This is a genomic window from Bordetella sp. (assembly GCF_057362025.1).
The window spans coordinates 1-23,134 of sequence record NZ_JBMQQZ010000008.1 but is presented as its reverse complement, the minus strand read 5'-3'; the positions used below and the strand labels follow the sequence as shown (position 1 = coordinate 23,134).

Sequence of the window (23,134 nt, the reverse complement as noted above, 5' to 3'; positions counted from 1 at the left end):
ATGGATCGTTTTCAGGCCATGCAGGTGTTCGTCCGGGTCGTCGACGCGAACAGCTTCACGCGCGCGGCGGACCACCTGGCGCTGCCCCGTACCACCGTCACGACCATCATCCAGAACCTGGAAAAGCTGCTGAACGTGCGCCTGCTGAACCGCACCACGCGGCGGCTCAGCCTGACGCCGGACGGCGCTGCCTACTACGAGCGTTGCGTCCGCATCCTGGCCGACGTCGAGGAAGCCGAAGCCGCGTTCATGGACGCGTCGCGGCGCCCGCGCGGCAAGCTGCGCATCGATACACCCGCGGCTATCGGTCGCCTGATCCTCATCCCTTCGCTGTGCGAATTCCACCAGCGCTATCCGGACATCGAACTGGTGATCGGCATGGGCGACCGCCCGGTAGACCTGGTGCAGGAAGCCGTCGATTGCGTGATCCGCGTGGGCGAACTGAAGGATTCCAGCATGGTCGCACGCCGCATCGGCATGTTCGAGGGCATCACCTGCGCCGCGCCGGACTATATCGAGTCGCACGGCGAACCGCAAACGCTGGAAGACCTGGCCGACCATGTCGCCGTGCATTACTTCTCCAGCCGTACCGGCCGCGTCATCGACTGGGATTTCATGGTCGACGGCCAGGCGATGGACGTCAAAATGCGCGGCATCGTGTCGGTCAACGACGCCGACGCCTACATGGCCTGCGGGCTGCAGGGTTTCGGGCTGATCCAACCGCCGCGGTACATGGCCTTGCCCTATCTGCAAAGTGGCGCGCTGAAGGAAATCCTGCCGGCGTGGAAGCCCAAGCCCATGCCCATCTCGGTGGTCTATCCGCACAACCGCCACCTGTCGCCCAAGGTGCGCGCCTTCACGGACTGGGCCGCCGAAATCTTCGGCCGTTGCCCGCTGCTGAGCGGCCGCAGCGACGTCGTGGATAGCGAATGCACCTGGGCGGGGCAGGAGCGGCTGCATGCGGAAGTGGCCGCTGGCCTGGCCCAGCGCGCCAGCCAGAAGCCGCGTCCGGCGCCCGCTGCGCGCGCGCGCCAGGCCAGCGAGGCGGCCCAGGCCGGCCACCCCGCACGGGCCTCCCGCGGCGCCACGCCCGCTTTCCTGGATGGCGCTGCATCCTCGCAGGAATCCGCCCCGGTGGCGTCATGATGCGCCTGGCCGGCTGCCCGCCGAAGCCCGGCGGTGCGGGACGCCCGCGTCGGCCTTAGCGGCGGGGCCCCCGGGTGAAAGGATCTCGTCTGTCCCTGGCATCGCTGCGGATTTTCCTTGCCGCGGCACGGCACCTGAATTTCAGTCGCGCGGCGGAACAGCTGCATCTGACGCAAAGCGCCGTCAGCAAGCATATCCAGGCCCTGGAAACCCGGCTGGGGGCCAGCCTGTTCAAGCGCACCTCCACCGGTTTGCGCCTGACCCATGCCGGCGCTTTGTACCTGGAGCGCGTCAGCGCCGCCGTGCGCCTGCTCGACGAGGCCGATGCCGTGGTCGCCCGGCCCGACGCCAGGGTCGCCCTGAATATCGCCGTCTCGCCCTCCTTCGCCCAGTTCTGCCTGATCCCGGGCCTGCGCGAATTCTTCGATATCCATCCGGAAATCCGCATCAATCTGCGCCCGCGCCTGCTGTATGGGCGCGACAAGGCGGAGCGCTTCGACGCGGAAATCCAGCTGCACACCGGCCATATGACGGGCATGACCACCCAATACCTGTGCGGCCGTGAAATGGCGCTGGTGGGGGCCCCCTCGCTGTTCGCGCGCAACCCCGTGCGCGGGATGGACGACCTGGCCAATGTGCCGCTGCTCAAGCGGGCCCAGCGCGGCTACGGGTGGGATGAATGGAAGGCCGACATCGCGCCGTCCTGGCCGGGGCCGGCTGCCACCGCCCCCGAATACGAAGGGTTTTCCGTGCTGATGCCCGCCGTTTTGAACGGGTTGGGGGTGGCCATCGTGCCGTTGTGCATGGTGGCCGATGCCCTGCGGTCGGGACAATTGCAGCGCCCCTTCGGCGAGTCGGTGGAGGGGCGCTACGCCTACTACCTGATGCGGCCGCGCCCGGACGTGGGCGGCCCCTACCTCGATGCCTGGTGCGAGTGGATCGCGGGCCGCGCCGACGCGCTGAACCAAGCTGTGTCCGCGCTGGCGTGAGCGCGGTCGGCGCCGCTATTCCATTCTGGAATACCTCATGCCCATACTTCCCTTGCCACGCTCCGCCCCCCGTCTGCAGAATCGCAGAAAGTAACTTTCCTTTGCCGCGGGGGCATCACTATGAAATATTGGAAATCCTTCTGCGCGGCCGCCGCTGTGTCGGTCGCCGCCGTCGCGCCCGTGCGGGCCGCTTACCCTGACCAACCGATCAAAGTCGTCGTTCCCTATACCGCCGGCGGCAGCTCCGACGTCATCGCACGCGCCATCAGCGACGAACTCAGCGCGGCGCTCGGGCAATCCGTGATCGTCGAGAACCGCGCCGGGGCCGGCTCCATGATCGGCACGGCCTACGTCGCCAACGAGAAACCGGATGGCTACACGCTCCTGCTGGCGGATGTGCCCTTCACCATCGTGCCCGCGCTTTACGGCGACCGCATCAAGTACAACGCGCGCACCGGTTTCGCGCCGATAGCACTGCTGGGCCTGTCGCCCATGTATCTGTTCGTCAACCCGTCGTTTCCGGCCAAGACGGTCCAGGAACTGGTCGATGCGGCGCGCGCCAAGCCGGGCACGATTTCCATCGGTTCGGGCGGCAACGGTTCGCTGACTCACCTGATGGCCGAACTGCTCATGCTGAACGCGAACATCAAGCTGGTGCACATCCCCTACAAGGGCGCGTCGGCTTCCGTGAACGACCTGGCGGGCGGACAGATCGATGCCAGCTTCACGACCATGCCGACCGCGACGGCGCTCTTCCAGGGCGGCAAAATCCGGCCCATCGCGGTCTCGGCGCCGCAGCGGCAGAAGGAAGCGCCCAACGTCCCGACCTTCGATGAAGCCGGCGTGCCCAACATGGGCGTGCAGAGCTGGTGGGGCCTGGTTGCGCCGGCGGGCACGCCCGCGGCCGTCCAGGAAAAGCTCAGCGCCGCCATGGCGAAAGTCATGCAATCGCCCAAGGTGCAATCGCGGCTGAGCAGCGTGGGAGTCAACCTGCCGCCGGATACCAGTGCCGCTGCCCTGAATAACCTGCTGACGGCCGACTTCGCCCGGTGGCAGGATGTGGTCAAGCGCGCCAACATCACTTTCGAGTAAGAGGCTGGCGCATGACTCCCTGGCTGGACGACGCCGCGGCCGATGCCGCGCTGATGAACGATTTTCACGCGATTTGCGCCTTCGGCGGACGCTTGTCCGGTAGCGGGCAGGACACCGCCGCCATTGCATGGGCCTTGAGCCGCATGCGCCAGACCGGCGGCGAAGCCAAACGGCTGCAGGTGCCCTATGACGGCTGGCGTGCCAGTCGCGCCAGCCTGGCACTGGTCGGGCAACCCCAGGCGCTGGCATGCCGCGGGCTTCTGCGGTCCGCCTCGACCCCGCCGGAGGGCCTGGAAGGCGATCTGCTCGACCTGGGAGCAGGACGCACCGAAGATTTCGATCGCGCCGGCGACGCCGTACGCGGCAAGATCGTGCTGGTGCGGCATGAATATCCGTTTTCCCCAGGCCACATGCATCGCCGCCGTAAGTACGACCTGGCCGTCGAACGCGGGGCAGTGGCCTTCCTGATCGCCAATCCGCTGCCTGATGGCGGGCTGTTGTCCGGTTCGTCCGGGCGTCCGCGCGGCGGCGCGGGCATTCCCGCCGCCTATCTCGACGACGTGACAGGGCAGGTCCTGGCGCGCGCCGCCGCCACCGGCCCCGCGCGGGTCCACCTGCGCATCGAGGGGCAGGAGGATGAAGGCGCAATGGCCGACCTGGCCATTCTCGACATCCCAGGGGGCACGGACAGCCGTATCGTCATCAGCGCGCACATGGACGGTCACGACCTCGGTAGCAGCGCCCTGGACAACGCGACCGGCGTGGCCGTGGCGCTAGCCGCCGCGCGCGCCCTGGCGCCCCGCATATCGGCGCATACCCATGGCCTGCAGGTCTGCCTGTTCACCGCGGAAGAATGGGCCCTGGCGGGATCGCGGCGTTACCTGGACGATATGGATCCCGGCCAGCGGCAATCGCTGAAGCTCAATATCAACCTGGACACGGTCGGCGGCGACAGCCATCTCACGGCCCTGATCAGCGATTTCCCGGCGCTGGCGGCCTTCGTCTCGCAGGCTGGCGCGGATGCCGGCGTTCCGCTGTCCACGTATCTGCCGCTCATGCCGAATTCGGACCATGCGAACTTCGCGGCCCATGGCATACCGGCACTGAGGCTGGTGGCGGGATTCGATCGTCCCGAATCCGCGGTCAACAACATCCTCTCGCCCGGGGACATCGAGGCAGTCGTGCAGGAAAGCGAGCTGCGTAGCGCGCTGCGGGCAACCTGCGCCATGGCGTGGCGGGCGCTTACGCTGCCGCAGGGCGACTTGCAGGCACTGGCGCGCCGATGAGCGACGTGCCGGCGCATGTGGAATCCCCATCCCAAGCGCGCGGCGAACAGGATCGCCGAAGAAAGCGGTCGGTATCCGAGGGTGAATTGGACTGAAAAATGCCGCGCCTTGGCGGGCGGCCGCGACGGTGTGCTTAGACTTTCGCCTTTCGCCATTTCGGCCGCACCAGGAAAGTAAGGGAATGACCGCGACATTCAGCGCCACATCCGCCGCTCCGCGGACGTCCCATCCGTGGATGGACCCTCCCGTCGACAGCCAGCCGGCTGCCTGCGCGTGCCATACCCTGATCGCCGCGTTCGAAAGCGTTCCGGGACCGCGCCGCAAACGCGAGGCATCCGACGAGGTAATCGTCGAATGCCTCGATGCCGCCTCGCCGGAAACCGAGCCGGCGACCATGGTGCAACGGATTCCGGTGTAGCCCGGCGCCGCCCATTACCCGGCGACTGCCTTCAGCCGGGGGGCGACAGTCCGCGCTACAGGTCCAGCTTGCTTATCTTGGTGCCCTGGATCGACAGGTCTGCCATCAAGCCGGCGTTGGTCAGGAAGAAGGCGACGACCGATTGCTTGGCGGTATTGGTGTCCACCGCGCCATTCGCGCCGATCTTCGCCACCGCCACGGATGCATCCGCGCCCGCGCTCCAGCCCTTGCTATTGCGGAATTTGGTCAGTTCTTCCTGGGTCATGAACATAATGACCACCGCGCGCGACTGCGCGCCAGCCTGCCATCCGATCGAGCCGGAAGTCATGCTGTAGTACCCGGCGTTCGCGTTGCCCACGCGCAGGGCGCCTTCGCCGTATTGGGCGCCCACCACGAAGCCGGCCTGCAGCACGTTCGGGAACACGAGGATGCCCTTGGCGTTGTTGGCCATCTCGCGGGATCCTTTCACCGTGCTGTACAGCCGGCTCAAGGTGGCATCGACGCCGCTATTGATTTCCTGCCGCTTGTCGGCAGGCGACGCGGACGATTTCGGCCCGGTGGTGCTGCACGCAGCCAGGGCCGTCGCGAGCATCAGGGCGGCCGGCAAAGTCACGAAATTTCGACGATTCATTGTTTGTTCTCCCAGCGTTGTACGAATGCAGCGGGCGCGGCCCGCCTCGGTTTGGGAGTGCGTGGTGGCTGCTCTGCCTCGCACTCTGCACCCATTATTCGCCACAACAATTCAAACAACGGCGACATTCGCCTACCGATTGCAACTCACCGCGCGTACAGTTTCTCCACCGGCACGGGGTGGGCTTTCCAGATCCGCTCGCAATACTCCCGGATCGCGCGGTCCGAGGAGAACTTGCCGGTGCGGGCGGTATTCAATACGGACATGCGTGTCCAGGCCTGGGTATCCCGATAGGCTTCGTCCACGCGCGCCTGGCAGGCCGCATAAGAGCTGTAATCCGCCAGCAGCATGTATGGGTCGTGATGCAGCAGGTCGTCCAGCAGCGGTGCAAACAGCTCGCTGTCGCCCCGCGAAAAGAAGCCGGACCGGATCAAATCCAGCACCGCGCCCAGCTCCGGATCCCGGGACAGGTAGTCCAGCGGGCGATATCCTTCCCGCCGCATTGCGTAGACTTCCTCGGCCGTCAGGCCGAACAAAAAGAACTGGTCTTCGCCTACTTCTTCACGGATCTCGATGTTGGCGCCGTCCATGGTGCCGATGGTCAGGGCGCCGTTCATGGCGAACTTCATGTTCCCCGTGCCGGAGGCTTCCTTCCCGGCCAGCGAGATCTGTTCCGACAATTCCGCCGCCGGGTACACCCATTGCCCGAGGGTCACGCTGTAATTGGGCAGGAACACCACCTTCAGGCGGTCGCGCACGTCCGGATCGCTATTGATGACGTCGCCGATCGACGTAATCAGCTTGATCATCAGCTTGGCGCGCGCATAGCCGGGCGCGGCCTTGCCGCCGAAGATAAAGGTGCGGGGCGCAATATCCAGGTTGCGCTGGGATTTGAGCCGATGGTAAAGCGCGGCGATATGAAGGGCGGACAAATGCTGCCGCTTGTACTCATGGATGCGCTTGACCTGCACGTCGAACATGGAGTCCGGGTCCACACGGATGCCGGTCTTGCGCAGAATCACTGCGGCCAGGTCGACCTTGTTGGCCCGCTTGATGGCACGCCATTCGCTGCCGAACGCGGCGTCCTCGGCGTAGGGTTCGAGGTTCGATATCAGCGACCAATCCTTGATCCAATCTTCGCCGATGCAGCGGCCGATCAGCTTGGTCAGGCGCGGATTGCTCAATGCCACCCAGCGGCGCGGCGTGACGCCGTTGGTCATGCTGTCGAATTTCTCTGGCCACATGGCGTAGAAATCCTTCAGCAGGTCGCGTTTCAGCAATTCCGAATGCAGGTTGGCGACCCCGTTGATTGCATGGCTGCCCACACAGGCCAGATGTGCCATGCGCACATAGCGTTCGCCGGTTTCGTCGATCAGGGACAGGCGGGCGATGCGGGTTTCGTCGCCGAAGAAATGAATGCGGGCCTCGTTCAGGAAGCGCGCGTTGATCTCGTAGATGATTTCCAGATGGCGCGGCAGGACGCGGCGGAACAGTTCCAGCGGCCAGCGCTCCAGCGCTTCCGGCAGCAGCGTGTGGTTGGTATAGGCAAATGTCTGGCGCGTGATGTCCCACGCGCGTTCCCACGGTACCAGGTGTTCGTCCACCAGCAGGCGCATCAGCTCGGCCACCCCGATGGCCGGGTGCGTATCGTTCAGCTGCATGGCGAAGGACTTGTGGAACGACGTCACGGGCTGGCCGCGTTGCCGCTGCAGGCGCAGCATGTCCTGCAACGAGCAGGATACGAAGAAGTATTGCTGTTCCAGCCGCAATTCCTTGCCCTGGAGGCTCTCGTCATTCGGATACAGTACCTTGCTCAAATTCTCCGAAGTCACCTTCTTGCTGACTGCGCCCAGGTAGTCGCCGCGGTTGAAAACATGGAAATCGAAGGCCTCGGTGGCTTCCGCCCGCCATAGCCGCAGGGTATTGGTCGTGCCTACCCGGTAGCCGGGTATGGGTGAGTCGAAGGGCACCCCCGCGACGGTTTTCTCCGGCACCCAGCGCACGCGAAAGCGTCCGCTATCGTCCGTGTATTGCTCGGTGTGTCCGCCGAGCTTGACCTGAACCGCCCATTCCGCGTGCTGTATCTCCCAGGGATTGCCATAGCGCAGCCACGCGTCGGTGTTCTCCACCTGCCAGCCATCCATGATGGTTTGGTAGAAGATGCCGTATTCGTAGCGGATGCCATAGCCGATGGCGGGTACTTCCAGCGTGGCCAGGGATTCGATGAAGCACGCGGCCAGCCGGCCCAGGCCGCCGTTGCCCAGCCCCGGTTCTTCCTCCTGGCGCAGCAGTTCGTCCAGGTCCAGGCCCAATTCGCTCATCGCCAGCCGGATCTCGTGTGAAATGCCCAGGCTAAGCAGGTTGTTGCCCAAATAGGGACCCATGAGGAACTCGGCCGACAGATATGCCACTGTACGTGCGTTACGTTTCTGATAGGTAGCTGTGGTGTCGAACCATGACGGAACCAGGCGGTCGCGCACCGTATGCGCAAGGGACTGATACAGATCATTCTTCGACGCGATGTCCAGGGACTTTCCCTGGGTGTACAGCAGGTGGTCCAGAAAAGCCCTTTTCAGGGATTCCCGCGATAGAGATGACCGGTCGTGTTCAGGGCGCGTACCCGCGGGCGTGGTGCCGTCTGCGGCATGGGCGGCCTGTTCACCAGCGGCGATGGTGGCATTGGCGTGATCGTTCAAGATGGCTTCCTTGCGTTCGATCCGTTAAACAAAAATCCTAATCCAAAAGAATTCGCTTTGAAAGGTTACTGGCTGAACAATCCGCAACAAGGTTCAAGCAAGATCGCAGCGTTATCCGCCGCCCTCATGATGCCTGGCGCGCGGAATCGCGCAACCGCCACGGCAGCAGCCTGGATGCCCGGCCGGGCTGCGCAGGTCCGGATGCCTGGTAATTTTTCCCACTGTCCCACAGTCCGGCACGGGGCGCGGGTGCGGCGTCCGCCTATACCGCGCCGTCGGCGCCGACACTAGACTCGAACTCACCGTTTCGCTGCGGCCGCCCGGCGGCAGCGCCGCCCCGATCACGCTCTTCCTCCGCCCTGTGCGGCGGTGACTCACAGGTAATCAAACGATGGCTGCCATTCACGGCTCCCCCGTTTCATCAACGATTCATCAAGACGGCGCCGCGGATCGCATGCGCGCCATGGACCCGGCGAAACGTCCCTTCCAGAAGCGTGCCGGTACGCGCAAGCGCCTCGGCGCCGTCGTGCAGGCCGCCATGGAAAGCATGGCGCAGTCGTATGTGGGCGTGCCGGATCAATCCGCCGGGCGCGCGGGCTCCGGTTCGCGCAAGGCGGCCAATAAACTGCGCCGGCAGTTCTATTCGCTGCTCGACATGCTGGCGGCCGGGCAGGACCGCGGGCCGCTCGATCCCAAGGCGGCGCTACACCAGATCCTGGGCATCGTCGCGACGCAGAAGTTCGCCACGTCATGGGAACGCACCTCGCAGCCGTTCATCGATGTGTTCATGCGGAACTGCCCACGCGAGGACAGCCTGCTGATTTTCAATCGCTTGAACGAGCTCGAGGGCGCGGTATCCCGGGTTGTGATGGACGAGACCAATCGCCAGGATGTACAGGGCGTCATGGCAGTCCTGAAGCGCGCCGCCGTACGGGAACTGGCCAGGCAAGGTATAGGCGCATCCCTGGAGACCCTGGCGGGCGAGCTGCGCCAGGCGCAGCCGGACCCGCGGCTGATTGCCCGGGCCTGGTTCTCGCTGGAAGAAGGGGTGCGCGAAGCGGCATACCAGGAACGGCTGCCGCCCATCGATTACCTGCAAGGAAGCCTCGAGAACCTGCCCTCGGCGTCGGCACGGGTCCTGGCCGTCGTCTTGTCGGGCCGCGTACCGTCCCACGCGCGCGCGGCGCGCTACATCCTGGAAACCGCGATAGACCATACCCCGCGCGATCCGGCCCACGAGGCCGGTCGGGAGCGCCTGAACACCTATATGGTGTCCGAAGCGGTGCGTCTGCACATCGTGTCGTGCATGGAGCGCAAGATTGTCGAAACCGTGTCCCGGTTCGAAAACGCCGTGCGGCCCGGTGTGCGGACGGCGGAAGTCGCGAATCGGGAGTGGCGCGATATTCGGCGCATGGCCGATACGCTGGGATGGCTCTACCTGCACAGCGACTGGGAGGAAGCGGACGAGCCGGCGGCACTGAACGCCGCGGCGGAACAGCAATTCGCCTGCGCCGTCTTGCTGATGAAAGAGCCGACCGCGGCGGCCTTCCTGGAACGTGTGGATACGGACCGCTTGCTGGCGATGTGCGCGCATCAGGAACAGTGCAGCGCCGAGCAGCGCGCGCATCTGTCCGGCCCGCTGCGCCATGCCTGCGAAGCGCGGTTCGGCGCCTTGCGTAAAAGCGTCGAGGCCGCCCGTTCCGAGGTAGATGCGGCGGCGGGCCAGGACAGGCGCATCGCCACGGCGCATGCGCTGCTGGCATTGAGCGATGCGCTGGCGGGCTGCGAGCGCTTTGCGGTTCGTACCTTCAATCCCCAGGCCTGGCGTGAGGACACGCATGTCGATGCCGCCATTCTGCGTGCCGCCGCCAGCCTGCGCATGGCGGGCGAGCCTGGCAATGTGCTGGGCGACCTTACGCTGGACGGCCTGGACGACCAGACCTTCGCGCATCTGCGCCAGATCGACGATCCACAGGTGGTCGCCGGCCTTGCGCTCGACCCACCCGCGGCTGCGGCGCAGGCCCGGCACCGGCTGGCCCACGCGGACATTGCGGTCGATGCCCGGCTGGCGCAACTGTCGGACCTGTTGCGTGGTCCGGCGCTGGCTCCACGCGCTTTCGCCGGCGCCATCGCCTCGGTCGCGTTGGCAGACATGGCACGCCGCGAAATGACGGCAGCGTTCCGGGCCGGGCCGGCCGACCATCCTGCCAATGCCGTGTCGCCCGGGCTCAATCGCGAAGTTGGAACGATGCTGTATCGCAAGGACGGCGGCCAGCCTCTGCATTGGACAGAGGGCAGGCGTCATATCGGCGGGCTGCAGGATGCGCTGCGCCAGATACGCTCGGCTGCGCTTCATGGCGGCGCGGCTCACGACGAACCGCGGTTCGCATCGCTGGATATCGCGGTATCCGTGCTCGATTCCCTGGGGCGCCATTTCGGTGTCCTTGCCGCGGGTGGCATGCTGGGCGCGGCACGCCAGGGATCGAACGATCCCTATTGGAACGACGCCTGCCTGGCCGATATCGCACCGTTCTTCGGCCTGAGGTACGAGCCATCGCTGCGCGCGGCGTTGCCGTTATGCGGGGCCATGCATCGGGCGCGGCTGCTGGCCGCGGTCGGCATGAGGATGGCGTTGCCGGATTCGTCCGGCGTGCAGGCCATCGTGGCGAAGGCCCAGGGTTCGCCAAGTATGGTGCGGGTCGACGAATACTTCCGCGACGCGGCATATCGGCGCGGCGAGCTCTCTCTGGTGGTTGCGGGATCGCAGCCGTATCCTTCCCTCGTCGCCCGTGCGCTTGCTTCAGGCGACGAACTGAGTCCGCAGCCGATATCTTCGCTGGAGAGCGAACTTCTCAAGCTGGCCGGGTTCGGCGAGGGGGCGGATGTCGCGCTGACGCGGCTGATGTCGGCGGTCGCGCAGGGCGCCGCCGACTTCGTGTGCGACGCACGCGAACTTCCAGAAGCCTGGCGCTGGGCGCGCATACCGGAACCGCAGGCCGTGCGCCATATCCGATTCTGTGTTGGCGAAATGCCGCGGGGCGGCTATCGGCTGGATGTGTCGGCATGCCTGGAAACCCATCATCCGGATACTGAAGTTCTTCTGTCGTTTGCGATGCGTATCAACCCGACAGCTGGCCGCGTAACCAGTCTGATAGTGCCGCCGGAGGCGCGTTTGTTGCCGGCGCTGGCGGCGGCAACAGGCAACGTCACCGGGACGACCGTTACTACGGCGGGATTCGGTGCTTTCCGTGCGTATTCCGGCGACCGCATGCCGATCGCCGCGGTAGGCGCCTGACACTTCGTTTTCTACCTCCATAGCGGAATTCACTTCATGCCGTCTGCAGCAAGCCTCGTCGTCCATACCAGTCAAGTGCCGTCCGGGCCGCCATCGGCGCCGGAAAAACCGGATGGCGCCTATCAGGCACAGCCGGGCCGGCGAAAGGCATCCATCCGCCGCTTTGCACCCAGCCAAAGAGGGGGATCCGCGCGCAGGATCGTGGACGTGAAAGTGCGTGGCGCCGTTCGCCACCAGGCCGCCGAGTCCGCCGGCAGTGCGGGTCGGCCACCGCGGACGTTGCGGCCGGAAGGGGAATGCGGCGTTGCCAATGCCGCCAGGCAGGGGGCCGGTTTTCCCGGAAAAGGGGTGTTGGCGTATCGGATGGGTACGTTCGACGTCCTGGCTCCGGGACTTCAACCCGCATCCGATCGTCCGGTATCCGCGCCCGCGAGCCTGTTTCCCGTCGATGTCGCGGCGCCTCCTCCCGTCCTGCCCGAACGCGCCGTTCGCCAGGATGCCGGCTCGGACATACCGTCGCATACCCCCGCGACGGACGGTGTCGCGGCGCCCATCCGGCGTGTCGCGGCCAGGGTCATGGACGCGGTCGGCATGATGCGCGATGCCGTCTACGAAGGCGTGACCGCCACAGGCCACCGGTGCCGGCACGCTTACGACGCCGTCCACGACGCGTGCGTGGGCCGGCCGCGCAAATCCGCTTCGTCCGCTTCGTCCGCTTCGTCCGGTACGTCCGCTCCGTCCAGTACGCCGGTGCCATTGCAGCCTGCTTCGGCCGACCTGGTCCAGGACGTCGCCAGGCTGATACGCAAGGACGATTTGCTCGGAATCATGGCTCGTTTTTCGGGCTCGGACATCACCTATGAAAAACTGCTGTACCTGGTCGAGAAACGCGAGAGCCGGGTTACCGCCGACGAGGCCGGGCGAGGTTTCAACGCCCCCTTGGGCAAGACCGACGACTCCCTCGCCAGGCGCCTGGTATCGACGCTGCAGAACAATGACAATCCCTGGCGCATCCTGGGGCCGCTTGGCGATCTCGGCGCGAAGTATCCCGAACTGATCGTGGCACGGGAACGGTACATGGCCTATCGCGACCGGCACTATCCGGATTTCGCCGACATACACCAGCGGATGAAAGGGCTCTCGGACCTGGCTCCCGTGAACGCCATCAAAAAGCACATCGAAGAAACGCGCGCGTCATTCGAGGCGCAGGGCATTCCCTTCAATGTGGATCGGTACATCATGGACAACCCGCTCGACCCCCAAAGCCCATATCCCCTTACCGCCAGGCAACTTAGCGAAGATCTGCTGCGATTGCAGCAGTGCACGCCGGACATGGCGCACTTCCTGGAGCACCTGGACCTGGAGGATTGCCTCGAAGAATACCGGCGCCGCCAAGGCACGGGCACGCCGGGCGGCGGGCGCTCGTAGGCCTTGGGCGGGTCGCGCCATCATCCGTGGTGAACCGGGGCGGCTGCTAAACTCTTCGGAGTTTTCAGCGAGCGCGCCTTGGTTCGAGTACTTCATACTTCAGATTGGCAGATCGGCAAGCTGTTCGGCCAGTTCGACGCGGACGATGCCGCGATCCTGGCCGATGCTCGCTTCCAGGCGGTCGAACGGCTAGCCGCCGCGGCCGCCGCGCACCGCGTCGACATGGTGCTGGTGGCGGGTGACGTTTTCGATGCGCAGACCGTCACCGACCGCACGCTTCATCGCCTGTTCAATGCCATGGCCGGTTTCGGCGGGCCATGGGTGCTCATACCCGGCAACCACGACGCCGCGCTCAGCGAATCCGTCTGGACCCGTGCCGCGCGGCTCGATGCCATTCCCTCGCACGTCCATGTCTGTCTGGCGGCGCAACCCCTTTTACTGCCCGCCCATGGCGTCGCGATCCTGCCCGCGCCCTTGACCCAGCGCAACACCTATACCGACCTGACGGAATGGTTCGCCGGCGCGGATACCGCGCCCGGCCTGCTGCGCCTGGGCATGGCGCATGGCAGCGTCCAGGGGATCCTGGCCGATGACATCGATTCGCCGAATCCCATCGGGGCGGACCGCGCGCGCCTGGGGCGCCTGGATTACCTTGCGCTGGGGGACTGGCACGGGTACCGCCAGATCGACGATAGAACCTGGTACAGCGGTACGCCCGAGACCGATCGATTCCGCGGCAATACCTCGGGCCATGCGCTACTGGTCGAGATCGACGGGCCCGGTGCCGCACCGGTCGTTACGCCGCTGGCTACCGGCGCCTATTGCTGGCGCACGGAGACGCTGAACCTCCAGGTCTCCAGCGATGTGGGCGACGCCGTCTCGCGGCTGCAGGCGTTCGGCGCCAAGGACGTCGTACAGCTGGGTTGTTCCGGACAAGTGGACCTGGACGGTTACCGGCGTCTGCAGCAGGCGATCGGGCAGGCGCGGGGCGCCACCCGTGCCTTGCTCGCGGATTTATCGGCGCTGACCTTGCGTCCGACCGAGCAGGACATCGAGGGCTTGCAGGCGGACGGCTATCTGGGCGAGGTCATCGCGGCCCTGCGCGGCGAGCAGGACGGCCCGGATAACCAGGTCGCGCGGGATGCGCTGGCGCTGCTGGCCGGCATACTGGATCGGCGCGCCGGCCGGCCGGACGCCGCCAGCGACCCAGGTCCCGGCGCGGCTGCGAGCGGCGACCCGGGCCCGGGCTCTCTCCTGGCGACAGGTGCGCCTTGAAACTCACCCATATCCGCATCGAGCAATTCAAGCAATTCCGCGACGCCATCGAAATCGGCGACCTGCAGGAAGGCATCAATCTTTTCTCCGGCCCCAACGAAGCCGGGAAAAGCACAATCGTCGCGGCGATCCGCGCCGCGTTCTTCGAGCGGTTCCGGTCCAGCGCGGCGGAAGAATTCCGTCCCTGGGACGATCCCTCCGCTTCGCCCGCCGTCACCGTCGCCTTCGAGCACGATGGCCAGCAGTACCAGTTGATGAAGCGCTTTCTCGCGCGCAAACGGTGCGAACTGCGGACGGGATCGCGCGTACTCGATGGCGCGGAGGCCGAGGAAGCGCTGGCCGCGCTGCTCGGTTTCCAGCATGCCGGCAAAGGCGCCAGCAAGGCCGAGCACTGGGGCATCCCCGGGTTGTTGTGGATACAGCAGGGCAGCGGGCAGGACATCCGCGAGTCCGTGGCGCACGCCACGGGCCATCTGCGCACGGCACTCGATGCGTCGATCGGCGAGGTTGCCAGCACGCAGGGTGACGACGTCATCGCCGAAGTGCAGGCCGCGCGGGATGCCTTGCTGACGCCTTCCGCGGGCAAGCCCAAGGGCATTTATGCCGCGGCACTGGAAAAATCGGCCGAGCTGCAATCCGTCCTGGCCGGGCTGCAGGCCGAAATCGCCGAATACCGCCACAAGGTAGATCAGTTGGCGACGCTGCGCCGCGACCATCAGCAGGATGCCGCGGAGCAGCCCTGGGCGGCGTTTCGCGCGCAAGAGCAAGCCGCCGCCGATACGCTGCGGGAAATCCAGGGTTTGCAGGACGCGCTGGGGATGGAAAAGACCCAGGCGGGACGCTGGGAAAGCAGCGCGGAGCTGGCGCGTAGCCGGCTGGAGGCCTTCGCCGCGGAAGAACGGGCCGTGCGCGCGCGCCAGGAGGCCCTCGATCGCGCGACGGCCACGCATGCGGCCGCGGTCGCCCAGGTCGATCCATGGCGCCGCCAGCTCGAACAGGCAGAGGCTGCGCTGTCCGTCGCCCGGCAACGGCTTCAGGGCGTGCGGCAAGTGGATGCGCGCCGGCAACTGGCGCGCGAGCGCGGCATCACCCAAGCCAGGGCGGACGCCGCCAAACAGGCGGTGATGCAGGCCGAAGCGGAACAGGCGCGCCTGATCGAGCATCGCCGGCAGGCATCGGTCTCTCGTGTCGACGAGGACACCGTGCGGCGCCTGCGCGAAGCCGATCTGGCGCTGCGCGAACTGGAGCTCCGCCGCGCCGGCGTGGCGACCAGGCTGCGCTACCGGCTGGCCGGCGCGGCGCGGATCGACGTGGGCGGCGAAGCGGTAGGCGGGGAGGGCGAACGCCAATTGATCGCGCCCACCATCCTGGGCTTGCCGGGACTGGGCCAATTGGAAATCATCCCGGGCGGCGCCGATCTGGCTGCCCTTCGGCGCGAACAGGATAAATGGACGGCGCGGCGGCAGGATCTGCTGCAGGGAGCGGGTATCGCCAGCCTGGAAGACGCCGAGGCGCGTCTTCGGGCGCATGCCGGCCATCTGGCCGAAGCCCGCAACGCCGAAGCGACGCTGAAGGGGCTGGCGCCGCGTGGCATCGAGGCGCTGCGGGCCGAATTGGCCGATGCCCAGGCGCGCATCGCCGACATGGATGCCGATCTTGGCCGCGAGCCTGCCCGCGAGGATGGCACGGTAGAAGAAGTTTCCGTGGCGCAAGCGGAAGCGGCGGCCGCGGCGGCGGAGGATGCCCTGCGCCAAGCCACGGCGGGATTGCATGCGGCGCAAGTGGCCGAAGGTCAGGCGAAGGCACGGGTCGAAGCCGCGCAGCGCGAGCGGGACATCGCCCACGCGGCGCTGGAAACCGAAGGACGTGCCGCCCGGCAGGCCGAGGCGGAACGCGAGCTCGCGCATGCCAGCGCGCAGCGCCATGCCGCCCTGACCAGGGCCGACGCATTGGAACGCCAGGTGGCGCAATCGCGTCCGGACATCCTTCGACAGGATATCGAGCGTTATCGCCGTAGCGCCGAGCAGCACGAAAAGCGCCACACCGAGCGGCGCGATGCCTTGTTCCGCCTGGAGGCCGAACTGCAGGTGGCCGGCGCGCAAGGCCTGGACGAACGTGTCGCGGAGGCCGCGCGCGATTTGGCGCAGGCGCAGCGGCAGGCACAGGAATTGGGGCAGCGGGCGCGCGCTCTCGACCATCTGCTGGTGTTGCTGCGCGATAAGCGCGATGCGCTGACACAACGCCTGCAGGCGCCCTTGCGGCACGGCCTGCAACATTATGTCGACCTGCTGTTTCCGCAGGCGCGCATCGAGATCGACGAAAACCTGATGCCGGGTGCGTTGACGCGTACCGGGCATCGGGGGCCGGAGAGCAGCGCCTTCGATGCACTGAGCTTCGGAGCGCGAGAACAGATGGGCGTCATCGCCCGGCTGGCCTATGCCGACCTGTTGCGTGAAGCCGGCCGGCCCACGCTGATCATTCTGGACGATGCCCTGGTTCATAGTGACGACGACCGCCTCGCCCAGATGAAGCGGGCGCTTTTCGATGCGGGCACCCGTCATCAGATCCTGTTGTTTACCTGCCACCCCTCGGACTGGCGCGATATCGGCGTCGCGCCAAGACCGCTGGGGGACAGCGCCGCATGACGCCAAAAGAGGGACGTTTCGGTCATACGGCGATCGTGGATCGTATGAAGTTACTTATGCACGCCTTGGCGTTACGGGAAGCCGTACGGGTTCGCGGTAAACTGCCCTCATCCCGATATATTGGTGCCAGCTGGCCGGCGCGGTCGTGTCCGGGTTTTCACTAATCCGCTTCCGCTTCGCGCGGGACGGAGACTGCGTGTAATGTCGTTGTGTCGCGAGAAGGCGACATAAAGCGATTTGAAAAGTCACAACCAGTAACACTAATCCAGGCAAACTCCTAAAATCATTCATGACGGAACTACGGCTCCCTTTGGAATAGTAGGACTATGCCCAAACCCTCCGGCGATATGCCCCCGTACGACAAGGCTCGAGCGCTAAGCGGCTTGCGCGGAGCCGGTCGCGTCGCGCTGCTCATGGCGCCACGGCTCGGCGACACGCTGCTCATGATGACGCTGGCGCAGAACCTGGTGCTGCACGGCAGGCAGGTGACGGTTTTCGGAGACTACGTTTACGCGTTGCGGGAATGGTTTCCGACCATGGATGTACGCCCGTCGTTGCCGCAGGCGCAGGCGCGGGAAACCCTGGCGGCGTACGATTGCGTCGGGCAGATGCATATCGGCTGGCCCTACACGCTGCATGACTATAACGAGCGCTATTTCTACTACGACGCCCATGTCGTGGTGACCGGCCGCGGGTTCGTCAAACTGTTCCAGATCCGCGATTTCTGTCGCGATGAGCTCGGCATGCACGGGGCTACGACGCATAACGCCTTGCAGCCTCTGAATCGGGACGCTCATCGATCCAGCCCCGGGCGCATCGTCCTGCATCCCACCTCCACCGAAGCGCTGCGCTGCTGGGCCCCCCATCACTTCGAAGCGCTGGGGGTGCGTTTGCTGAAAGACGGCTACGAACCCAATTTCGTGGTGGCGCCCCATGAGCGGTCCGACTGGCTGTTCCTGCGGGAAGCAGGCCTGAAGGTACCGGAACTGGCGTCCTTGTCCGAAGTCGCGTCGCTGATCCACGCTTCCGGCTGGTTCATCGGCAACGAATCCGGCCTGGGGCACCTGGCTTCCAACCTGGGCGTGCCCACGCTGTCGGTCACCGGCCGTCCCACACGCACCAAGGCCTGGCGACCGGCCTGGGCGACCTCGCGGATCGTCTATCCCGCCTATATACCCGGGGGACGCTGGCGCGACCGTCTTTGGCGGCACTGGCTGTCGCCTCGCAGCGTCATGTGGGCGTTCCGCCGCCTGCAGCAGGACGACCGCCGGAACCCCGTCGCGCCTCCGTGGAACGCGGCGTGACGCTGCCGTCCCCCCGGACGCTTGATCCCTTCCATCGCAAGTGGCAAGCTTGCGTCGCACTATCGAAGCAGCCCAAACCATGCATGGGATGTATGAGTCGGTACTGCCCCATTCTATGATTTGAGCTTATGCCTTCGCTATATTTCCGCCTGGCGGCGATACTCGCCCTGTTAGTTCCCGCGTGTGCCCTGACCAGCGCCGCCGCCGGTCCGGCGCTGCTCTACGTGACGGGCCTGATCGCCATCGTCGCCGTCGTCCATAACAGCGTGCGCGGCTTCGAGCCCGCGGATTGGCGTTCATTGGCGCCTGTCATTGTGGCCCTGTGCGCACCGTTGGCCTCGGTGCTGTTGACCGCGGCCCTGGTGCCGGGCGCCTGGAGCGCCTCCGAATTCGAGAAGTTCTTCCGCTTCGCGCTGGCCTGTCCGATCTGCTGGCTGCTGTTGCGGGCGCCGCCGCGGTGGCTGCAGCAGGTCCAATGGAGCTTGCTGTTCAGCGCCTTCGCCGGCTCCATCATGCTGATCGTCATCATGCATACCGCGGCCCTGGGGCGGGGCGCCGTCAGCGACTTCGGCGGCCGGTACAACGCCGTCGCCTTCGCCGACCTGACGCTATTCTTCGGCTTCGCTTCGCTGCTGACCTTGCCGTGGACCTTAAGCCGGTGGCCGCGCCTCGAGCGCTGGCTGAAAATCCTCGCGGCGGTGCTCGCGTTGTACGCCACGCTGCTTTCGCAAACCCGCAGCAGCTGGATGCTCCTGCCGGTGTTCGGCCTTGTCGTGCTGTTGTCCCGCGCACACTGGTCGCGCAGGACCAAGGCCTTGTTCGTTGCCGGCCTCATCGTCGTGCTGGCGGCCGGCTCGGTGGCGCTGTGGGACTCGCAGACCAGCCGCATGCAGCAAGTCGCCTCGGATGTCGAAGCCTATGTGCAGGACTCGGACAGGGATACCTCGGTCGGCATACGCATGCAGCTGTGGCACGCGTCGTGGCTGATGTTCCTGGATCATCCCGTGATCGGCACGGGTGCACGCCATTTCCGCCAGAACCTGGCACAACTGCGCGATCGTGGAATCGTTACGCCACTGGTCGCCAGCGATTACGGCGAGCCCCACAACGACCTGATCGCGGCCATGGCCGGTTATGGTGCCGTGGGCCTGATTGCCATGCTTTGCCTCTATCTGCTGCCGGCGCTCGCCTTTTATCGCCGCCTGTTTTCCCCCGATCCGGTCATCCATGTGGGCGCGCAGCTCGGTTTGCTGTTCTGTCTGGGCTACACCGTTTTCAGTCTGACTGAAATGATGTTCCGGAACATGCGCAGCGTGCCCATCTACGCGGTGACGATGGTGGTGCTGTACGCCTTGACCTCGCCGCGTCCGGCGCGGGCCGTCAGCGCCCGGCCGGAGGTTGCGCCACCGGCTGGATCCTGACGGTTCTGCGCAGGCCCCGGACACCGCAGGGGCTTCCAGTTTCGTCCGATTCTTTCTCGAAAAGGGAACAGTGGCGTAACGATTCTGCAAACTTGCCCAAGGTTTTCCGTAGCGGATGCGGTCACGCCGTGTGACATGTACGCCTGCTCCGCACGCCACGGTGCCGATCGGCGCGCCTCCTGCGCGCCTTACCTGTCGGAGACGCTATGGGCAAGTTCACTGAAGAACAACTGCAGCTCGCGAGTTCGCTCGCCCTGGAGCGCAGTTTCGTGCTTGGAAATACGTACCTCACGGATAAGGATGCCGCTTTCGCCGGCGGCGGATTCGTCGAAGGCTTGGGCAGTGAGGACGCCGACGTCGACATCTATGCCATCCGCGAGTCCCTCCTGACCATGACCCAGGTCGATGCCGGACGCTACGCGCGCATCGTGGGCCGTGGCGGGGCGCGTCTTACCGCTCGTGACCGCGAGGCGGAGATCTGCCGGATCTATACCCTGGTTCCCGGTACCTCCATCAAGCTAGGCGTCCATTACCGCACGTGGGACGAACTGAACGGCCTTACCATCGCCATTCACCTGCTGCATGAGGCGGGGCATCGCAATCCGCTGGCGCCGGTCGAACCGCTGCCCTTGCGGGATCTGCTCTTTCTGCATCGGCTCTATACCTCGCACGATATCCAGGGTGCGGACCGCCTCGCGCGCGTACGGCAGGAAATCGGCCGCCACCGGTTCCTGCACCTTCTCTATCGCCGCAAGGCCTGCAGCCCGTCCTTGCTGGGCAATCTGCTCCATGCCTGGGGGCAGGGCGCCTGGGGGCAATGCGCGGCGCTGGCGCACGAAATGGCCATCGCGCACTTCCAGGCCTATACCCATTTGCTGGGCAATACGCATTACCACCCCGTGTGGATCCTGCCCTATGCGCGGTATCGCGGCGTTCCGGAATCCATGGTGTCCAAGCTGGTGCGCATCATGGTCGACAAAGAGTCGTCCAGCGATGAGGAAAGCCGGCGTTTCGTGGGCGGCTGCCTGGATTTCGTCGACGAAGTCCAGGCGGCAATGGTCACACCGTTAAGTCGCATCAGCGGGCACAGCTGCCCCGAGGCCGCCTGCGCCGCGCTGGAGATCCAGTTGGCGCGGCAGCCGCACGCTTGCCCGGAATGGGAAGCCGCCTACTACCGCAAGGTGTATGGCATGAATGGCATCATGATGCGCGAGTGGCTGGAACGCTACGGCGACGCCATTCGCGTGCAGTAGGGCGATGTCTCGACCATCACGCGCATGAATATCCCATATTGAAGTGTTCGTGTGATTTCATGGGGTGGTTCGTAGCACGCCGGGCCTTGGCGTTCCTCGCTCCGTGGCGGTTTGTCGGGACTGTCGGCAGTGACCGGCAGGTTGGGCGCCGACTTTCGGATCACCGGAGTGCACGGCTGGCGCCGATACACGGCGCATGTGTGAAATCGATGGTCGAAGTCACCATCGCGCGCATGCTGGGCAGCAAAGCACGGGTATCGCCGCGCCGCCACTGGAAGGCATATTGCAACGGTCGCAGCGGAGACCGCCCGCCGATGCGGTGCAGATTCAAGCGCGCCGGCCAGCCGGCCGGCAGGAAACCGACACCCACGCCGGCACCGATCATCCCGGCCACCGCGACCCAGCTATTGCAGACGATGCGCTCTTGCACCGCCGCCTGGTGCTCGAGCAGCCAGTCATCCAGCAGGCGCGTGGTGCCCGCGTCCGCGGGTAGCGTGACGAGCGGATAGCGGCGCAACCATTCCGCGACCGTCGTCCTGCCCGGCCGGGCCGCCCGTGCACCGCCGGCGGCCCATTCGAAGCGGGCGCCGCCGACGGACTGCGACACCAGTTCGCTGCGCGGCGACAGGCCGGCGATGACGGCGAAGTCCAGTTCGCCATCGGCCAGGCGCTGTTCCAGTACTCCGCCGACGTTGACGTAGGGTTCCAGTTCGAGGTCGGGATGCTCCTGTCTGACGCGCGCCACCAGGGCCGGCAGCCACGTCAGCGCGGACAGGTCGCCGACGCCGAAGCGGCAACGGCCCCGCAGCGCCGGCGTGTCGGCCGTGTGCCGCTCAAAGGCGGCCGCCGCGTCCAGCACCTGCAAGGCGACGGGCAGCAGGCGGCGTCCCGTCTCTGTCAGGATGGCTTTCTGGCCGCTGCGATCGAACAGCGGTTGCCCGACGGCGGATTCCAGCTCGCTCAGGCGTTTGGACAGCGCCGAGAGCGACAGGTGGATGCGTTCGGCGGCGGTGGCAAAGCTGGCGCAATGCGCCGCCCACCAGAATGCTTCCAGCTGTTTGACGGAAGGCAGGGCCATGGGATAACTTCGAAAAAAGCGAAATGAGAAGTTCGAAATATATCGCTTTTAGCGATAACGAGCCTGGCATAAAGTGGCTCCCGGTCTTCATTGCTTACGAACGCCATGCCTTCCGCTCTCGAATCCGCGCCCGCCAGCCCGCGCGCGGCGCTTTCCTCGCCTTGTCCCCGGCCGCCCGCCATCCTGGCTCGCATGCTGTCGCTGGGGGATTTCGAGCACGCCGCGCGTCGGCGCCTGCCGCGTCCCATCTTCGGCTACATCGCCGGGGCGGCGGAAGAGAATGCCTCGCGCGACGACAACCGCGCGGTATTCGACGAATACGCCTTCGTGACCCGGGTGCTGCGCGATGTGTCGCAGCGTTCCCAGGCGGTGGAACTGTTCGGCGAGCGTTACGCGACGCCTTTCGGGATCGCGCCCATGGGCATCGCGGCGCTGTCCACGTACCGCGGCGATCTGGTGCTGGCGCGCGCGGCACGCGCGGCCGGCATCGCGGCGATCATGAGCGCAACGTCGCTGATACCGATGGAAGAGGTCGTCCAGGCTTGTCCGGGCACCTGGTTCCAGGCCTATCTGCCGGGCGACCAGGCGCGCATCGACGCGCTCGTCGATCGCGTGGCCCGTGCCGGTTTCGCTACCCTGGTGGTGACGGTGGATATTCCCATCTCGGCCAACCGGGAGAACAATGTGCGCACCGGTTTCTCCACCCCATTGCGGCCCAGCCTGCGCCTGGCCTGGGACGGCCTGGTACGCCCACGCTGGTTGTTGAAGACCGTCCTGCCCACGCTGGCGCGGCACGGTATGCCGCATTTCGAAAATTCCTTCGCCACGCGCGGCGCCCCCATCCTTTCGTCCAATGTCCTGAGGGACTTTTCCGCTCGCGATAACCTGAGCTGGGATCACTTGGCCGCGATCCGGCGCCGCTGGCAAGGGCCGCTGGTGGACAAAGGCATTGTCAGCGTGGAGGACGCGGGCATCGCGCGACAGATCGGCGCGGATGGCGTGATTCTTTCGAATCACGGCGGCCGCCAGCTCGACGGCGCGGCCTCGCCGCTGCGCGTGCTGGCGCGGGTGGTGGACACGCTTGGACCCGCTTACCCTGTCATGATCGATGGCGGCTTCCGGCGGGGCTCCGACGTGTTGAAAGCGCTGGCGCTGGGCGCGCGCATGGCTTTCCTGG

At 65.9% G+C, this 23,134-nt stretch carries 16 protein-coding genes; 13 read left to right on the top strand and 3 right to left on the bottom strand.

What is annotated here, in order from left to right:
• From ACO1P8_RS03225 to ACO1P8_RS03205, 5 genes are all read left to right on the top strand, one after another.
• On the top strand, positions 1 to 1,146 hold the full coding sequence (locus ACO1P8_RS03225) for a LysR family transcriptional regulator (RefSeq protein WP_486294488.1): 1,146 nt from the start codon (positions 1 to 3) through the stop codon (positions 1,144 to 1,146).
• Positions 1,147 to 1,220: 74 nt separating this feature from the next.
• Positions 1,221 to 2,135, top strand: a complete 915-nt coding sequence (locus ACO1P8_RS03220) for a LysR family transcriptional regulator (RefSeq protein ID WP_486294487.1) — start codon at positions 1,221 to 1,223, stop codon at positions 2,133 to 2,135.
• A gap of 120 nt (positions 2,136 to 2,255) precedes the next feature.
• Positions 2,256 to 3,227 (top strand): Bug family tripartite tricarboxylate transporter substrate binding protein, encoded by a 972-nt coding sequence (locus ACO1P8_RS03215; protein ID WP_486294486.1) that lies wholly within the window; start codon positions 2,256 to 2,258, stop codon positions 3,225 to 3,227.
• 11 nt (positions 3,228 to 3,238) lie between these two features.
• Positions 3,239 to 4,513, top strand: a complete 1,275-nt coding sequence (locus tag ACO1P8_RS03210) for a M28 family peptidase (protein ID WP_486294485.1) — start codon at positions 3,239 to 3,241, stop codon at positions 4,511 to 4,513.
• A gap of 181 nt (positions 4,514 to 4,694) precedes the next feature.
• Positions 4,695 to 4,931, top strand: coding sequence for a hypothetical protein (locus ACO1P8_RS03205; RefSeq protein WP_486294484.1), 237 nt, complete (start codon positions 4,695 to 4,697; stop codon positions 4,929 to 4,931).
• Between the two features lie 55 nt (positions 4,932 to 4,986).
• On the opposite strand, the gene ACO1P8_RS03200 is transcribed toward ACO1P8_RS03205, so the two are convergent.
• Together ACO1P8_RS03200 and ACO1P8_RS03195 are read right to left on the bottom strand one after the other, a co-directional pair.
• Positions 4,987 to 5,562: a BPSL1445 family SYLF domain-containing lipoprotein gene (locus ACO1P8_RS03200; RefSeq protein WP_486294483.1), complete on the bottom strand. Its 576-nt coding sequence runs from the start codon at positions 5,560 to 5,562 to the stop codon at positions 4,987 to 4,989.
• Positions 5,563 to 5,708: 146 nt separating this feature from the next.
• Positions 5,709 to 8,234 carry a glycogen/starch/alpha-glucan phosphorylase gene (locus ACO1P8_RS03195; protein WP_486294518.1) on the bottom strand — a complete coding sequence of 842 codons (2,526 nt, stop codon included), beginning with the start codon at positions 8,232 to 8,234 and terminating at the stop codon, positions 5,709 to 5,711.
• Between the two features lie 487 nt (positions 8,235 to 8,721).
• Between ACO1P8_RS03195 and ACO1P8_RS03190 the strand changes: the two genes are divergently transcribed.
• The 7 genes from ACO1P8_RS03190 to ACO1P8_RS03160 all read left to right on the top strand — a co-directional run bounded on the left by ACO1P8_RS03190 (position 8,722) and on the right by ACO1P8_RS03160 (position 20,879).
• Positions 8,722 to 11,553 (top strand): hypothetical protein, encoded by a 2,832-nt coding sequence (locus ACO1P8_RS03190; protein ID WP_486294482.1) that lies wholly within the window; start codon positions 8,722 to 8,724, stop codon positions 11,551 to 11,553.
• A gap of 363 nt (positions 11,554 to 11,916) precedes the next feature.
• Positions 11,917 to 12,981: a hypothetical protein gene (locus ACO1P8_RS03185; RefSeq protein WP_486294481.1), complete on the top strand. Its 1,065-nt coding sequence runs from the start codon at positions 11,917 to 11,919 to the stop codon at positions 12,979 to 12,981.
• Between the two features lie 78 nt (positions 12,982 to 13,059).
• Complete coding sequence (locus tag ACO1P8_RS03180) at positions 13,060 to 14,256, top strand: metallophosphoesterase family protein (RefSeq protein ID WP_486294480.1); 1,197 nt, start codon at positions 13,060 to 13,062, stop codon at positions 14,254 to 14,256.
• Positions 14,253 to 16,901, top strand: a complete 2,649-nt coding sequence (locus ACO1P8_RS03175; protein WP_486294479.1) for an AAA family ATPase — start codon at positions 14,253 to 14,255, stop codon at positions 16,899 to 16,901. The genes ACO1P8_RS03180 and ACO1P8_RS03175 overlap by 4 nt, the downstream gene beginning before the upstream one ends.
• Positions 16,902 to 17,227: 326 nt before the next feature.
• On the top strand, positions 17,228 to 18,205 hold the full coding sequence (locus ACO1P8_RS03170; protein WP_486294478.1) for a glycosyltransferase family 9 protein: 978 nt from the start codon (positions 17,228 to 17,230) through the stop codon (positions 18,203 to 18,205).
• A gap of 128 nt (positions 18,206 to 18,333) precedes the next feature.
• Positions 18,334 to 19,626 carry an O-antigen ligase family protein gene (locus ACO1P8_RS03165; RefSeq protein WP_486294477.1) on the top strand — a complete coding sequence of 431 codons (1,293 nt, stop codon included), beginning with the start codon at positions 18,334 to 18,336 and terminating at the stop codon, positions 19,624 to 19,626.
• 206 nt (positions 19,627 to 19,832) lie between these two features.
• Positions 19,833 to 20,879: a hypothetical protein gene (locus ACO1P8_RS03160; protein ID WP_486294476.1), complete on the top strand. Its 1,047-nt coding sequence runs from the start codon at positions 19,833 to 19,835 to the stop codon at positions 20,877 to 20,879.
• Between the two features lie 160 nt (positions 20,880 to 21,039).
• Here ACO1P8_RS03160 and ACO1P8_RS03155 read toward each other — a convergent pair whose 3' ends face one another.
• Positions 21,040 to 21,957 (bottom strand): LysR family transcriptional regulator, encoded by a 918-nt coding sequence (locus ACO1P8_RS03155; RefSeq protein WP_486294475.1) that lies wholly within the window; start codon positions 21,955 to 21,957, stop codon positions 21,040 to 21,042.
• 105 nt (positions 21,958 to 22,062) lie between these two features.
• Between ACO1P8_RS03155 and ACO1P8_RS03150 the strand changes: the two genes are divergently transcribed.
• The coding region (locus ACO1P8_RS03150; protein ID WP_486294474.1) for an alpha-hydroxy acid oxidase at positions 22,063 to 23,134 on the top strand (1,072 nt) is incomplete at its 3' end.

Bases quoted from the DNA above. Each gene is read 5' to 3' on its own strand.
- ACO1P8_RS03225 (WP_486294488.1), top strand. From the start codon at position 1: ATGGATCGTTTTCAGGCCATGCAGGTGTTCGTCCGGGTCGTCGACGCG.
- ACO1P8_RS03215 (WP_486294486.1), top strand. From the start codon at position 2,256: ATGAAATATTGGAAATCCTTCTGCGCGGCCGCCGCTGTGTCGGTCGCC.
- ACO1P8_RS03210 (WP_486294485.1), top strand. From the start codon at position 3,239: ATGACTCCCTGGCTGGACGACGCCGCGGCCGATGCCGCGCTGATGAAC.
- ACO1P8_RS03205 (WP_486294484.1), top strand. From the start codon at position 4,695: ATGACCGCGACATTCAGCGCCACATCCGCCGCTCCGCGGACGTCCCAT.
- ACO1P8_RS03200 (WP_486294483.1), bottom strand. From the start codon at position 5,562: ATGAATCGTCGAAATTTCGTGACTTTGCCGGCCGCCCTGATGCTCGCG.
- ACO1P8_RS03190 (WP_486294482.1), top strand. From the start codon at position 8,722: ATGGACCCGGCGAAACGTCCCTTCCAGAAGCGTGCCGGTACGCGCAAG.
- ACO1P8_RS03185 (WP_486294481.1), top strand. From the start codon at position 11,917: ATGGGTACGTTCGACGTCCTGGCTCCGGGACTTCAACCCGCATCCGAT.
- ACO1P8_RS03170 (WP_486294478.1), top strand. From the start codon at position 17,228: ATGCCCAAACCCTCCGGCGATATGCCCCCGTACGACAAGGCTCGAGCG.
- ACO1P8_RS03165 (WP_486294477.1), top strand. From the start codon at position 18,334: ATGCCTTCGCTATATTTCCGCCTGGCGGCGATACTCGCCCTGTTAGTT.
- ACO1P8_RS03160 (WP_486294476.1), top strand. From the start codon at position 19,833: ATGGGCAAGTTCACTGAAGAACAACTGCAGCTCGCGAGTTCGCTCGCC.
- ACO1P8_RS03155 (WP_486294475.1), bottom strand. From the start codon at position 21,957: ATGGCCCTGCCTTCCGTCAAACAGCTGGAAGCATTCTGGTGGGCGGCG.